12 protein-coding genes are annotated in these 12,720 nt (G+C 56.9%); 11 read left to right on the forward strand and 1 reads right to left on the reverse strand.

Annotation, left to right across the window (positions count from 1 at the left end; translation table 11 throughout):
• The first annotated feature begins 252 nt into the window (after positions 1 to 252).
• Complete coding sequence (gene livJ / locus EDF82_RS20195) at positions 253 to 1,356, forward strand: branched chain amino acid ABC transporter substrate-binding protein LivJ (RefSeq protein ID WP_123757284.1); 1,104 nt, start codon at positions 253 to 255, stop codon at positions 1,354 to 1,356.
• A 318-nt stretch (positions 1,357 to 1,674) separates the two neighbouring features.
• Here the strand turns inward: livJ and panM are convergent, their stop codons facing one another.
• Positions 1,675 to 2,058 carry an aspartate 1-decarboxylase autocleavage activator PanM gene (gene panM / locus EDF82_RS20200; protein ID WP_123757285.1) on the reverse strand — a complete coding sequence of 128 codons (384 nt, stop codon included), beginning with the start codon at positions 2,056 to 2,058 and terminating at the stop codon, positions 1,675 to 1,677.
• Positions 2,059 to 2,603: 545 nt separating this feature from the next.
• On the opposite strand from panM, the gene livK reads away from it, so the two are divergent.
• The 10 genes from livK (at position 2,604) to ugpQ (ending at position 12,708) form a co-directional block, all read left to right on the forward strand.
• Positions 2,604 to 3,713 carry a high-affinity branched-chain amino acid ABC transporter substrate-binding protein LivK gene (gene livK / locus EDF82_RS20210; protein WP_123757286.1) on the forward strand — a complete coding sequence of 370 codons (1,110 nt, stop codon included), beginning with the start codon at positions 2,604 to 2,606 and terminating at the stop codon, positions 3,711 to 3,713.
• 53 nt (positions 3,714 to 3,766) lie between these two features.
• Positions 3,767 to 4,693: a high-affinity branched-chain amino acid ABC transporter permease LivH gene (gene livH, locus EDF82_RS20215; protein WP_123757287.1), complete on the forward strand. Its 927-nt coding sequence runs from the start codon at positions 3,767 to 3,769 to the stop codon at positions 4,691 to 4,693.
• Positions 4,690 to 5,967 (forward strand): branched chain amino acid ABC transporter permease LivM, encoded by a 1,278-nt coding sequence (livM, locus tag EDF82_RS20220; protein WP_123757288.1) that lies wholly within the window; start codon positions 4,690 to 4,692, stop codon positions 5,965 to 5,967. Before livH ends, livM begins: the two co-directional genes overlap by 4 nt.
• Positions 5,964 to 6,731 (forward strand): high-affinity branched-chain amino acid ABC transporter ATP-binding protein LivG, encoded by a 768-nt coding sequence (gene livG, locus EDF82_RS20225; RefSeq protein WP_123757289.1) that lies wholly within the window; start codon positions 5,964 to 5,966, stop codon positions 6,729 to 6,731. Before livM ends, livG begins: the two co-directional genes overlap by 4 nt.
• A 2-nt stretch (positions 6,732 to 6,733) precedes the next feature.
• Positions 6,734 to 7,447, forward strand: a complete 714-nt coding sequence (gene livF / locus EDF82_RS20230; protein WP_123757290.1) for a high-affinity branched-chain amino acid ABC transporter ATP-binding protein LivF — start codon at positions 6,734 to 6,736, stop codon at positions 7,445 to 7,447.
• Between the two features lie 300 nt (positions 7,448 to 7,747).
• Positions 7,748 to 9,064, forward strand: coding sequence for a sn-glycerol-3-phosphate ABC transporter substrate-binding protein UgpB (gene ugpB, locus EDF82_RS20235; protein WP_123757291.1), 1,317 nt, complete (start codon positions 7,748 to 7,750; stop codon positions 9,062 to 9,064).
• 105 nt (positions 9,065 to 9,169) lie between these two features.
• A complete protein-coding gene (gene ugpA / locus EDF82_RS20240) occupies positions 9,170 to 10,057 on the forward strand; it encodes a sn-glycerol-3-phosphate ABC transporter permease UgpA (protein WP_123757292.1) in 888 nt (295 codons plus the stop codon).
• Positions 10,054 to 10,899, forward strand: a complete 846-nt coding sequence (ugpE, locus tag EDF82_RS20245; RefSeq protein ID WP_123757293.1) for a sn-glycerol-3-phosphate ABC transporter permease UgpE — start codon at positions 10,054 to 10,056, stop codon at positions 10,897 to 10,899. Before ugpA ends, ugpE begins: the two co-directional genes overlap by 4 nt.
• 1 nt (position 10,900) lies before the next feature.
• Positions 10,901 to 11,971 (forward strand): sn-glycerol-3-phosphate import ATP-binding protein UgpC, encoded by a 1,071-nt coding sequence (locus EDF82_RS20250; RefSeq protein WP_123757294.1) that lies wholly within the window; start codon positions 10,901 to 10,903, stop codon positions 11,969 to 11,971.
• Positions 11,968 to 12,708: a glycerophosphodiester phosphodiesterase gene (gene ugpQ, locus EDF82_RS20255; protein WP_123757295.1), complete on the forward strand. Its 741-nt coding sequence runs from the start codon at positions 11,968 to 11,970 to the stop codon at positions 12,706 to 12,708. The genes EDF82_RS20250 and ugpQ overlap by 4 nt, the downstream gene beginning before the upstream one ends.
• The last annotated feature ends 12 nt before the right edge of the window (positions 12,709 to 12,720 follow it).

Consider the following 12,720-nt stretch of genomic DNA (forward strand, 5'->3'; position numbering starts at 1 on the left):
CGTCTTGACTCCACCGCGTCCGGTTGATCCTGGCGCGGTTTTTTATTTGTCACTTATCTGTTACATAACCCACAATTTTGTCATTTCAAATTCTCCTGAATGACGGTATGTTTAGCATAGTGTGCTGCAAAAGCGCAGGCGGCAGACCTTAAAATAGGCGTCATATGCTTTTCTTATGACTCAAATTAGAATAATGCGCTAACAAACAACATCACAACAAATGCAAAAACCATAATAATGGGGAGCCTCAGGATGAACATGAAGGGTAAAGCGTTACTGGCAGGATGTATCGCCTTGATTATGAGCAATGCCGCGCTGGCAGAAGACATCAAAATTGCCGTGGTTGGCGCGATGTCTGGTCCGGTAGCGCAGTATGGCGACCAGGAGTTTACCGGTGCCGAGCAGGCGGTTGCTGATATCAACGCCAAAGGCGGGATCAAAGGCAATAAGCTGCAGATCGTTAAATATGATGACGCTTGCGACCCGAAACAGGCGGTAGCGGTTGCCAACAAAGTGGTCAACGATGGCATTAAGTACGTTATCGGCCACTTATGCTCTTCTTCTACCCAGCCAGCATCCGATATCTATGAAGACGAAGGCATTCTGATGATTACGCCAGCGGCGACGGCTCCGGAGCTGACCGCGCGTGGTTATAAAATGATTCTGCGTACCACCGGCCTGGATTCTGACCAGGGTCCGACGGCGGCAAAATATATTATCGAGAAAGTGAAGCCGCAGCGCATCGCTATCGTTCACGACAAGCAGCAGTATGGTGAAGGCCTGGCCCGCGCGGTACAGGATGGCCTGAAGAAAGGCGGCGCGAACATCGTCTTCTTCGACGGTATCACCGCCGGTGAGAAAGACTTCTCCACGCTGGTTGCGCGTCTGAAGAAAGAAAATATCGACTTCGTTTACTACGGTGGCTACCACCCGGAAATGGGGCAGATTCTGCGCCAGTCTCGTGCCGCCGGCCTGAAAACGCAGTTTATGGGACCGGAAGGCGTGGCCAACGTTTCTCTGTCTAACATCGCCGGTCAGTCCGCTGAAGGCATGCTGGTCACGAAACCGAAGAACTACGATCAGGTACCGGCGAACAAACCGATTGTTGACGCGATTAAAGCTAAAAAACAGGATCCGAGCGGCGCGTTCGTCTGGACCACCTATGCGGCAATCCAGTCGCTGGACGCTGGTCTGAATCAGTCCGAAGACCCGGCAGAAATCGTGAAATACCTGAAGGCAAACTCGGTTGATACCGTGATGGGGCCGCTGTCATGGGATGCGAAGGGTGACCTGAAAGGCTTCGAGTTCGGCGTGTTTACCTGGCACGCGGATGGCACCGCCACCGACGCCAAATAATTTAACCTTCGCCTTTCACGCTACAGGTGTGTTGGCTGCGCTGCTCAACCCCGGTCACTTACTGATGTAAGCTCCCGGGGATTTCGACGTTTGCCGCCTGCCTGTAGCATGAAATTCCTGGTTAAATAAGCTGACAGCCTTTCACGCTACAGGTGTGTTGGCTGCGCTCCTCAACCCCGGTCACTTACTGATGTAAGCTCCCGGGGATAACCGGGAGGGTGGTTTACGCTTTCCCCGGTGGCGCTGCGCATACCGGGCTACAGGTGTCTGCTTTTGGTAGCCCGGATAAGGCGCGATGCGCCGCCATCCGGGATGTTTTTAACGTTTTTCCCAGCCGTCCTGGTGTGCGCTAAAGCCCAGCGCCTGCATAAATGCCGACATCACCGTCTTGTCTTCTACGCCGGCTGCGTTGACCCGCCAGCGGCCGATCTCCGGGTTATCCTGCAGGATCTCTTCCACTAAATACTGCCCGACGCCGCGTCGACGGGTGACTTCGCGTACGCAGAGCGCGCTGAGCTCGCCGGCATCGCCACTTAACGTCACACGCACGGCAGCCAGCAGGCGCTCGTTAAAGCGGGCGGCGTAAACCCGGTGATGGTCGTCCAGCGGGATCGCGTCGAGATCCTGTGACGGCCAAATTTTCCCTAAGTCGATGCGATCCTGTTCGCCGAAGAGCGGTAATCGAATAATGGTCAGTTTCATGCACAGCTTGCCCCGTCAAAATGAAGGAGTCAGTGTACCCAAATTTGCCGTCAGGCAGGGTGCTGTTTTTTTCCTGTTCATTAGGGGATTCGTTTTCCTGAGGTAATCAGAGTAGCGCAATGCGTCATGGATCGAAAAATAAGCAGAATTTTAACCTAATGTGCAGCGTTTTATTCCGCCTTATGTATCGTTATATTATGCTGGGAACGGGACTTTTTTTGTTTATCTTCGACTTATTTCAGAATATTATCTTCGCTTAATAGCCTGAAATATAGAGATTTTACGCTAAAATCAGGTAAAAACTTCGCTAAACCCTTAAAGACAATGGTAAAAGTAGCGTTGTTTAATAAAAGCACAGAATGCTTTTTAACCATAAAAATACAAAATATATAAACCCTAAATAATTCGAGTTGCAGGAAGGCGGCGACGCAGAGAATCCCCAGGAGCTTACTGAAGTAAGTGACTGGGGTGAACGAGTACAGCCAACACTCATGCAGCTTGAAGTATGACGGGTATACACCACATCACGAACGGGGTTCTGCAGCATGAACAGGAACGCGAAAACGATTATTGCGGGATTTGTCGCACTGGCGATGTCGCACACGGTTATGGCCAAAGATATTAAAGTTGCGGTTGTCGGCGCGATGTCCGGTCCGGTCGCTCAGTGGGGCGACATGGAGTTCAACGGCGCGCGTCAGGCAATCAAAGACATCAACGCCCAGGGCGGCATTAAGGGCGATAAGCTGGTTGGCGTTGAATTTGACGATGCCTGCGACCCGAAACAGGCCGTCGCGGTAGCGAACAAAATTGTTAACGAAGGCATCCAGTACGTCATCGGTCACCTGTGCTCTTCTTCCACCCAGCCGGCCTCTGATATCTATGAAGATGAAGGCATTCTGATGATCTCCCCGGGCGCCACCAACCCGGAACTGACGCAGCGCGGCTACCAGTACATCATGCGCACCGCCGGTCTGGACTCTTCTCAGGGGCCGACCGCCGCGAAATACATTCTGGAAAAAGTGAAGCCGCAGCGCATCGCCATCATCCACGACAAACAGCAATACGGTGAAGGCCTGGCGCGTTCCGTCCAGGATAGCCTGAAAAAAGCCAATGCCAACATTGTCTTCTTCGACGGCATTACCGCCGGTGAGAAAGACTTCTCGGCGCTGCTGGCCCGCCTGCAAAAAGAGAATATCGATTTCGTTTACTACGGTGGCTACTACCCGGAAATGGGGCAGATGCTGCGCCAGGCACGCTCCGTGGGCCTGAAAACCGTGTTTATGGGACCGGAAGGCGTGGGTAACGCATCGCTGTCTAACATCGCCGGTGCAGCCGCAGAAGGCATGCTGGTGACAATGCCGAAACGCTACGACCAGGACCCGGCGAACAGCGCTATCGTCGAGGCGCTGAAAGCAGAGAAAAAAGATCCGAGTGGCCCATATGTCTGGATTACCTACGCTGCCGTGCAGTCGTTAGCCCAGGCAATGGACAGAAGTAAGAGCCAGGAGCCGCTGGACTTAATTAAAGATCTGAAAGCTCACGGGGCGAAAACCGTGATTGGGCCGCTGAATTGGGACGAAAAAGGCGATTTGAAGGGATTTGAGTTTGGTGTCTTCCAGTGGCATGCGGATGGATCATCCTCTGTCGCAAAATAAGATGCGTTATCCCACCGCCCGCGTAAAACGGGCGGCATGAAAAAGGTTACCTTATGTCCGAGCAGTTTCTCTACTTTCTGCAGCAGATGTTCAACGGCGTCACGCTGGGCAGTACTTACGCGCTGATCGCCATCGGTTATACGATGGTGTACGGCATTATCGGCATGATTAACTTCGCCCATGGCGAGGTCTACATGATTGGCAGCTACGTCTCCTTCATGATCATTGCCGCACTGATGATGATGGGGATTGATACCAGCTGGCTGCTGGTGGCCGCGGGTTTTGTCGGGGCGATTGTGATCGCCAGCGCCTACGGCTGGAGCATCGAGCGCGTGGCCTACCGGCCGGTGCGTAGCTCCAAGCGCCTGATTGCGCTGATCTCCGCCATCGGGATGTCTATCTTCCTGCAAAACTACGTCAGCCTGACGGAAGGGTCGCGCGACGTGGCGCTGCCGAGCCTGTTCAATGGCCAGTGGACGGTGGGCAGCAGCGAAAACTTCTCTGCGACCATCACCACCATGCAGCTGGTGATCTGGGTCGTGACCTTTGTGGCGATGCTGGCACTGACGTTGTTTATTCGCTACTCCCGCATGGGCCGCGCCTGTCGCGCCTGTGCTGAAGACCTGAAAATGGCGAGCCTGCTCGGGATTAACACCGACCGGGTGATTGCCCTGACCTTTGTTATCGGCGCGGCAATGGCGGCGGTAGCGGGCGTTCTGCTGGGTCAGTTCTATGGCGTTATCAACCCGTATATCGGCTTTATGGCCGGGATGAAAGCCTTTACTGCTGCGGTTCTGGGCGGCATCGGCAGTATCCCTGGCGCGATGATCGGCGGGCTGATCCTCGGCATCGCCGAAGCGCTCTCTTCTGCCTACCTCAGCACGGAATATAAAGACGTGGTCTCCTTCGCGTTGTTGATTCTGGTGCTGTTGGTGATGCCTACCGGCATTCTGGGTCGTCCGGAGGTAGAGAAAGTATGAAACCAATGCATATTGCGATGTCGCTGCTGTCTGCGGCGATGTTCTTTGTTCTGGCCGGCGTGTTTATGGGCGTGCAGCTGGAGCTGGACGGCACCAGGCTGGTGGTGGACACCGCCGCCGATATCCGCTGGCAGTGGATCTTTATCGGTACCGCGGTGGTCTTCTTCTTCCAGTTGATGCGTCCGTTGTTCCAGAAAACCCTGAAGAATGTCTCCGGGCCGAAGTTTATTATGCCGGCCATCGACGGGTCGACGGTGAAACAGAAGCTGTTCCTGGTGGCGCTGCTGGTGATCGCCGTGGCGTGGCCGTTTATGGTGTCGCGCGGCACGGTGGATATTGCCACCCTGACGATGATTTATATCATTCTCGGGCTGGGGCTTAACGTGGTGGTGGGGCTGTCAGGCCTGCTGGTGCTGGGCTACGGCGGTTTCTATGCCATCGGCGCCTATACCTTTGCGCTGCTGAACCACTATTACGGCCTCGGTTTCTGGACCTGTCTGCCGCTGGCGGGCCTGGTGTCTGCCGCCGCGGGCTTCCTGCTGGGCTTCCCGGTGCTGCGCCTGCGCGGTGACTATCTGGCCATCGTGACGCTGGGCTTCGGCGAAATCGTGCGTATCCTGCTGCTCAACAACACCGAAGTGACCGGCGGCCCGAACGGTATCAGCCAGATCCCTAAGCCGACGCTGTTTGGTCTTGAGTTTAGCCGTAGCGCCCGTGAAGGCGGCTGGGATACCTTCAGTAACTTCTTTGGTATGAAGTACGATCCGGCTGACCGGGTCATTTTCCTCTATCTGGTGGCGCTGCTGCTGGTGGTACTGTCGCTGTTTGTGATTAACCGCCTGCTGCGCATGCCGCTGGGGCGCGCGTGGGAAGCGCTGCGTGAAGATGAAATTGCCTGTCGCTCGCTGGGCCTTAGCCCGACGCGCATCAAGCTGACCGCCTTTACCATCAGTGCCGCGTTTGCCGGTTTTGCCGGGACGCTGTTTGCCGCTCGTCAGGGCTTTGTCAGCCCGGAATCCTTCACCTTTGCCGAGTCGGCTTTCGTGCTGGCAATTGTGGTGCTCGGCGGCATGGGCTCGCAGTTTGCGGTGATCCTTGCGGCGGTGCTGCTGGTGGTATCGCGCGAACTGATGCGTGATTTCAACGAATACAGCATGTTGATGCTGGGTGGTTTGATGGTGCTGATGATGATCTGGCGTCCGCAGGGACTGTTGCCGATGACACGCCCGCAGCTGAAGCTGAAAAAAGTTCAGGCGAAAGGAGAGCAGGCATGAGTCAGCCATTATTATCCGTCAACGGCCTGATGATGCGCTTCGGCGGCCTCTTGGCGGTCAACAACGTGTCGCTTGAGCTGCGCCCGCAGGAGATCGTCTCGCTGATTGGCCCTAACGGCGCCGGCAAAACCACGGTCTTCAACTGCCTGACCGGTTTTTATAAACCGACTGGCGGGACCATTAAACTGCGCGATCAGCATCTCGAAGGGTTGCCGGGTCAGCAGATTGCCCGCATGGGCGTGGTCCGGACCTTCCAGCACGTGCGCCTGTTCCGTGAAATGACGGTGATTGAAAACCTGCTGGTGGCACAACATCAGCAGCTGAAAACCGGCGTATTTTCCGGGCTGCTGAAAACGCCGTCCTTCCGCCGCGCCCAGAGCGAAGCGCTGGACCGCGCTGCCACCTGGCTGGAGCGCATCGGCTTGCTGGAGCACGCCAACCGTCAGGCCAGTAACCTGGCCTACGGCGACCAGCGACGTCTGGAGATTGCCCGTTGCATGGTGACCCAGCCGGAAATTCTGATGCTGGATGAACCGGCGGCGGGTCTGAACCCGAAAGAGACCAAAGAGCTGGACGAGCTGATCGCCGAGCTGCGTAGTCATCACAACACCACCATCCTGCTGATTGAGCACGATATGAAGCTGGTGATGGGGATTTCCGATCGTATTTATGTGGTTAACCAGGGCACGCCGTTAGCTAACGGTACGCCGGAAGAGATCCGCAATAACCCGGACGTGATCCGCGCATACCTTGGTGAGGCATAAGTATGGAAAAAGTGATGTTATCTTTTGACAACGTGAGCGCCCACTACGGCAAGATTCAGGCGCTGCATAACGTCAGTCTGCACATCAATCAGGGAGAGATCGTCACTCTGATTGGCGCCAACGGCGCGGGTAAAACCACGCTGCTTGGCACGCTGTGCGGCGACCCGCGCGCCTCCAGCGGCAAGGTGGTCTTTGATGGTAAAGATATTACCGACTGGCAGACCGCGAAAATCATGCGTGAAGCGGTGGCGATTGTGCCGGAAGGGCGTCGCGTCTTCTCGCGGATGACGGTAGAAGAGAACCTGGCGATGGGCGGTTTTTTTGCCGACCGCGATCAGTTCCAGAGCCGCATTCAGTGGGTTTACGAGCTGTTCCCGCGCCTGCTTGAGCGTCGTATTCAGCGGGCGGGCACCATGTCCGGCGGCGAACAGCAGATGCTGGCAATCGGTCGTGCGCTGATGAGCCAGCCGCGTCTGCTGCTGCTTGACGAGCCGTCCCTGGGGCTGGCGCCGATTATCATTCAGCAGATTTTCAACACTATCGAACAGCTGCGCGAGCAGGGGATGACCATTTTCCTCGTCGAGCAGAACGCCAACCAGGCGCTGAAGCTGGCCGACCGTGGCTACGTGCTGGAAAACGGCCACGTGGTGCTGGAAGATACCGGCGACGCACTGCTGGCCAACGAGGCGGTACGCAGCGCCTATCTGGGCGGTTAAAACGTCCCCGGCGGCGCTACGCCTGGCCGGGCTACCCTTGTGCGTGTTCAATAAAATGATTCCCGCACCGTAGCCCGGGCGAGGCGCTGGCGCCGACCCCGGGGGGGTATCACATCTATTCGTGTCACAGCTCCCACTTTCCTGTCTCCGATCTTTCATCGTCTTGCCATCTCTTTGACGCCTTACTATCTTTTTTTTGTAATAAAAAAGTTATTTTTCTGTAATTCGAGCATGTCATGTTACCCCCGCGAACATAAAACGCGTGAAATCGCGCATCTGGAACAACAAGAGAGATAACCGATGATATCGTTACGACATACAGCTTTAGGTCTGGCGCTCAGTCTGGCATGTGCCGGTCAGGCGCTGGCAGTCACCACCATCCCGTTCTGGCACTCGATGGAAGGGGAACTGGGTAAAGAAGTTGATTCTCTGGCGCAACGTTTCAACGCGGCCAATCCGGATTACAAAATTACGCCGGTGTACAAAGGCAACTACGAGCAGAGCCTGAGCGCCGGTATCGCGGCGTTCCGTACCGGTAACGCGCCCGCGCTGCTGCAGGTGTATGAAGTCGGTACCGCGACGATGATGGCCTCGAAAGCCATTAAGCCGGTGTATCAGGTGTTCAGTGATGCGGGCATTAAGTTCGATGAATCGCAGTTCGTGCCGACCGTTTCCGGTTACTACACCGATTCAAAAAGCGGCCATCTCCTCTCCCAGCCGTTTAACAGCTCTACGCCGGTGTTGTACTACAACAAAGATGCCTTCAAAAAAGCCGGTTTAGACCCGGAGCAACCGCCAAAAACCTGGCAGGAGCTGGCCGCCTATACCGATAAGCTGAAAGCGGCGGGCATGAAGTGCGGTTACGCCAGCGGCTGGCAGGGCTGGATCCAAATTGAAAACTTCAGCGCCTGGCATGGCCTGCCGGTGGCGACCAAAAACAACGGCTTCGACGGCACCGACGCGGTACTGGAGTTCAACAAGCCGGAGCAGGTGAAGCATATCGCCATGCTGGAAGCGATGAACAAGAAGGGCGACTTCAGCTATTTCGGGCGTAAAGACGAGTCCACCGAGAAGTTCTATAACGGTGACTGCGCCATTACCACCGCCTCTTCCGGTTCGCTGGCAGATATTCGTCAGTACGCCAAATTCAACTACGGCGTGGGCATGATGCCATACGACGCCGACGTGAAAGGCGCGCCGCAGAACGCCATTATTGGCGGAGCCAGCCTGTGGGTGATGCAAGGTAAAGACAAAGAAACCTACACCGGCGTGGCGAAATTCCTCGAATACCTCGCTAAACCGGAAATCGCCGCGGAGTGGCACCAGAAAACCGGCTATCTGCCGATCACCACCGCCGCGTATGACCTGACCCGTCAGCAAGGCTTCTACGAGAAAAATCCGGGCGCGGATATCGCCACTCGCCAGATGCTGAACAAGCCGCCGTTGCCGTTCACCAAAGGCCTGCGTCTGGGCAACATGCCGCAGATCCGCACCATTGTGGATGAGGAACTGGAGAGCGTGTGGACCGGCAAGAAGACGCCACAGCAAGCGCTGGATTCAGCGGTTGAACGTGGTAACCAGCTGCTGCGCCGTTTCGAGCAGTCGACGAAGTCTTAACCCTGTGCCCGGCGGCGTGATGCTGACCGGGCCTGTCGTTCGAGATTTTGTAGGCCGGGTCGGGCGCATGTCGCCTCCCGGCGTTTTCTGAAGAAGAGTTCCCTTATGTCATCATCCCGTCCGGTATTCCGCTCGCGTTGGTTGCCCTATGTGCTGGTCGCGCCGCAGCTGATTATCACCGTTATTTTCTTTATCTGGCCCGCGGGTGAAGCGCTGTGGTATTCGCTACAAAGCGTTGATCCATTTGGCCTTTCCAGTCAGTTCGTTGGTCTGGACAACTTCATGACCCTGGTCCATGACCCGTACTATCTGGCCTCGTTCTGGACCACCATTAAGTTCAGCACGCTGGTGACCTTCAGCGGCCTGATCATCTCCCTGTTCTTTGCGGCCCTGGTGGACTACGTCGTGCGCGGCAGCCGCTTTTATCAGACCCTGATGCTGCTGCCCTATGCGGTGGCGCCGGCGGTGGCGGCGGTGCTGTGGATTTTCCTTTTTAATCCCGGGCGTGGGCTGATTACTCACTTCCTCGCCGAGATGGGTTACGACTGGAACCATGCGCAAAACAGCGGCCAGGCAATGTTCCTGGTGGTCTTTGCGTCGGTCTGGAAGCAGATCAGCTACAACTTCCTGTTTTTCTTCGCGGCATTGCAGTCAATTCCGCGATCGCTGGTCGAGGCCGCCGCCATTGATGGCGCCGGGCCGGTGCGGCGTTTCTTTAAGCTGGCGCTGCCGCTGATCGCGCCGGTCAGCTTCTTCCTGCTGGTGGTCAACCTGGTCTACGCCTTCTTCGATACCTTCCCGGTGATCGATGCGGCTACCGCCGGTGGCCCGGTACAGGCGACCACCACGTTGATCTACAAGATTTACCGCGAAGGCTTCGCCGGTCTTGACCTCTCCGCTTCCGCGGCTCAGTCGGTGGTATTGATGCTGCTGGTGATTGTGCTGACGGTGGTTCAGTTCCGCTATGTTGAAAGTAAGGTGCGCTACCAATGATTGAGAACCGTCGCGGGCTGACGATTTTCAGCCACACCATGCTGATCGTGGGGATTGCGGTGATCCTGTTCCCGCTGTATGTCGCGTTTGTTGCGGCGACGCTGGATAACAAGGCGGTGTTTGAGACGCCGATGACGCTGATCCCCGGCGGACACCTGCTGGATAACATGGCCACCATCTGGACCCAGGGCGTCGGGGCGAACAGCGCGCCATTCTGGTTGATGATGCTCAACAGCTTCATCATGGCATTCGGCATCACGGTGGGGAAAATCGTGGTGTCGATGCTCTCGGCATTCGCCATCGTCTGGTTCCGTTTTCCCCTGCGTAACCTGTTCTTCTGGATGATTTTTATCACCCTGATGCTGCCGGTTGAGGTCCGTATTTTTCCGACGGTAGAAGTCATCGCCAACCTGAAAATGCTCGACAGCTACGCCGGGCTGACGTTACCGCTGATGGCCTCGGCGACCGCCACCTTCTTGTTCCGTCAGTTCTTTATGACGCTGCCGGATGAGCTGATTGAAGCGGCACGCATCGACGGTGCTTCGCCGATGCGCTTTTTCCGCGACATCGTGCTGCCGCTGTCGAAAACCAATCTCGCGGCGCTGTTTGTGATCACCTTTATCTACGGCTGGAACCAGTATCTGTGGCCGCTGCTGATTATCCAGGACGTCAATCTTGGCACCGCGGTGGCGGGTATCAAAGGCATGATCGCCACCGGCGAGGGCACCACCCAGTGGAACCAGGTGATGGCGGCGATGCTGCTCACGCTTATTCCCCCGGTTGTTATCGTTTTAACCATGCAGCGCGCGTTTGTGCGTGGCCTGGTCGACAGTGAGAAATAAAATGGCTGGTTTAAAACTACAGGCAGTAACTAAAAGTTGGGATGGCAAAACCCAGGTGATCCAACCGCTGACGTTGGACGTCGCGGATGGCGAATTTATCGTGATGGTCGGCCCGTCCGGCTGTGGAAAATCAACGCTGCTGCGCATGGTGGCCGGTCTTGAGCGCGTGAGCAGCGGCGATATCTGGATTGACCGCAAGCGCGTCACCGAAATGGAGCCGAAGGATCGCGGTATCGCGATGGTGTTCCAGAACTACGCCCTCTACCCGCACATGAGCGTCGAAGAGAATATGGCCTGGGGACTGAAGATCCGCGGGATGGGTAAAGGGTTGATCGCCGAGCGGGTGCAGGAAGCGGCGCGTATCCTGGAGCTCGATGGCCTGCTGCAACGCCGTCCCCGTGAGCTTTCAGGCGGCCAGCGTCAGCGCGTGGCGATGGGCCGCGCGATTGTGCGCGACCCGGCAGTGTTTCTGTTTGATGAGCCGCTGTCCAACCTCGATGCCAAGCTGCGGGTGCAGATGCGCCTCGAACTGCAGCAGTTGCATCGTCGCCTGAAAACCACCTCGCTGTACGTTACCCACGATCAGGTAGAAGCGATGACCCTTGCCCAGCGGGTGATGGTCATGAATAAAGGGATTGCCGAACAGATTGGCACTCCGGTGGAAGTTTACGAAAAACCGGCCAGCCGCTTTGTCGCGAGCTTTATCGGCAGCCCGGCGATGAATCTGCTGGAAGGGCGCGTCAGCGCCGAGGGGAATGACTTTGAGCTGGAGGGCGGCATGCGTTTGCCGCTGAATAACGGGCATCGTCAGTACGCCGGGCGTAAGATGACGCTGGGTATCCGCCCGGAGCATTTTGCATTAAGCTCCCAGGCGGAAGGTGGCGTACCGCTGGTGATGGATACGCTGGAAATTTTAGGTGCCGATAACCTGGCCCACGGTCGCTGGGGCGAACAGAAGCTGGTGGTCAGATTGCCACACCAGCAGCGTCCGCCGGCGGGCTGCACGCTGTGGCTGCAGCTGCCCAGGGAACATCTGCACCTCTTTGATGGTGAAACAGGACAACGCGCATGAGTCACTGGCCTTATCCCCACATCGTCGCCCATCGTGGCGGCGGGAAACTGGCGCCGGAAAACACCCTGGCGGCCATCGACGTTGGCGCGCGATTTGGTCATACGATGATCGAGTTCGACGCCAAGCTGTCGAAAGACGGCGAGATCTTTTTGCTACACGATGACAATCTGGAACGCACCAGCAACGGCTGGGGCATTGCCGGAGAACTGCCGTGGCGCGATCTGCTGAAAGCCGATGCCGGAAGCTGGTACAGCGCCGAATTCAAAGGTGAGCCGCTGCCGCTGCTGGCCGAGGTAGCCGACCGCTGTCGTCAGCACGGCATGATGGCGAATATCGAAATTAAGCCGACCACCGGCACCGGACCGCTGACCGGCAAAACGGTGGCGCTGGCGGCCCGCGAGCTGTGGCAGGGCATGACCCCGCCGCTGCTATCGTCGTTTGAAATTGATGCGCTGGAAGCCGCCCAGCACGCGGTGCCCGAGCTACCGCGCGGGCTGCTGCTGGATGAGTGGCGTGAGGACTGGCGCGAGCTGACCACCCGGCTGGGCTGCGTGTCGATTCACCTCAACCACAAGCTGCTGGATGCGGCGCGCGTCGCCAGCCTGAAAGCGGCTGGCCTGCACATCCTCGTGTATACCGTGAACCAACCCCAGCGGGCGGCAGAGCTGTTACGCTGGGGCGTCGATTGCCTCTGCACCGACGCCATCGACGTTATCGGCCCTGATTTTCAGCCCTGAGCTGACTGCAGG

Source organism: Klebsiella sp. BIGb0399 (assembly GCF_003752615.1).
Classification (GTDB): domain Bacteria; phylum Pseudomonadota; class Gammaproteobacteria; order Enterobacterales; family Enterobacteriaceae; genus Klebsiella; species Klebsiella lignicola.

Coding starts and splice junctions, on each gene's coding strand:
- ugpB (WP_123757291.1), top strand. CDS start 7,748: ATGATATCGTTACGACATACAGCTTTAGGTCTGGCGCTCAGTCTGGCA.
- livM (WP_123757288.1), top strand. CDS start 4,690: ATGAAACCAATGCATATTGCGATGTCGCTGCTGTCTGCGGCGATGTTC.
- livH (WP_123757287.1), top strand. CDS start 3,767: ATGTCCGAGCAGTTTCTCTACTTTCTGCAGCAGATGTTCAACGGCGTC.
- ugpA (WP_123757292.1), top strand. CDS start 9,170: ATGTCATCATCCCGTCCGGTATTCCGCTCGCGTTGGTTGCCCTATGTG.
- EDF82_RS20250 (WP_123757294.1), top strand. CDS start 10,901: ATGGCTGGTTTAAAACTACAGGCAGTAACTAAAAGTTGGGATGGCAAA.
- ugpE (WP_123757293.1), top strand. CDS start 10,054: ATGATTGAGAACCGTCGCGGGCTGACGATTTTCAGCCACACCATGCTG.
- livJ (WP_123757284.1), top strand. CDS start 253: ATGAACATGAAGGGTAAAGCGTTACTGGCAGGATGTATCGCCTTGATT.
- livG (WP_123757289.1), top strand. CDS start 5,964: ATGAGTCAGCCATTATTATCCGTCAACGGCCTGATGATGCGCTTCGGC.
- ugpQ (WP_123757295.1), top strand. CDS start 11,968: ATGAGTCACTGGCCTTATCCCCACATCGTCGCCCATCGTGGCGGCGGG.
- livF (WP_123757290.1), top strand. CDS start 6,734: ATGGAAAAAGTGATGTTATCTTTTGACAACGTGAGCGCCCACTACGGC.
- panM (WP_123757285.1), bottom strand. CDS start 2,058: ATGAAACTGACCATTATTCGATTACCGCTCTTCGGCGAACAGGATCGC.
- livK (WP_123757286.1), top strand. CDS start 2,604: ATGAACAGGAACGCGAAAACGATTATTGCGGGATTTGTCGCACTGGCG.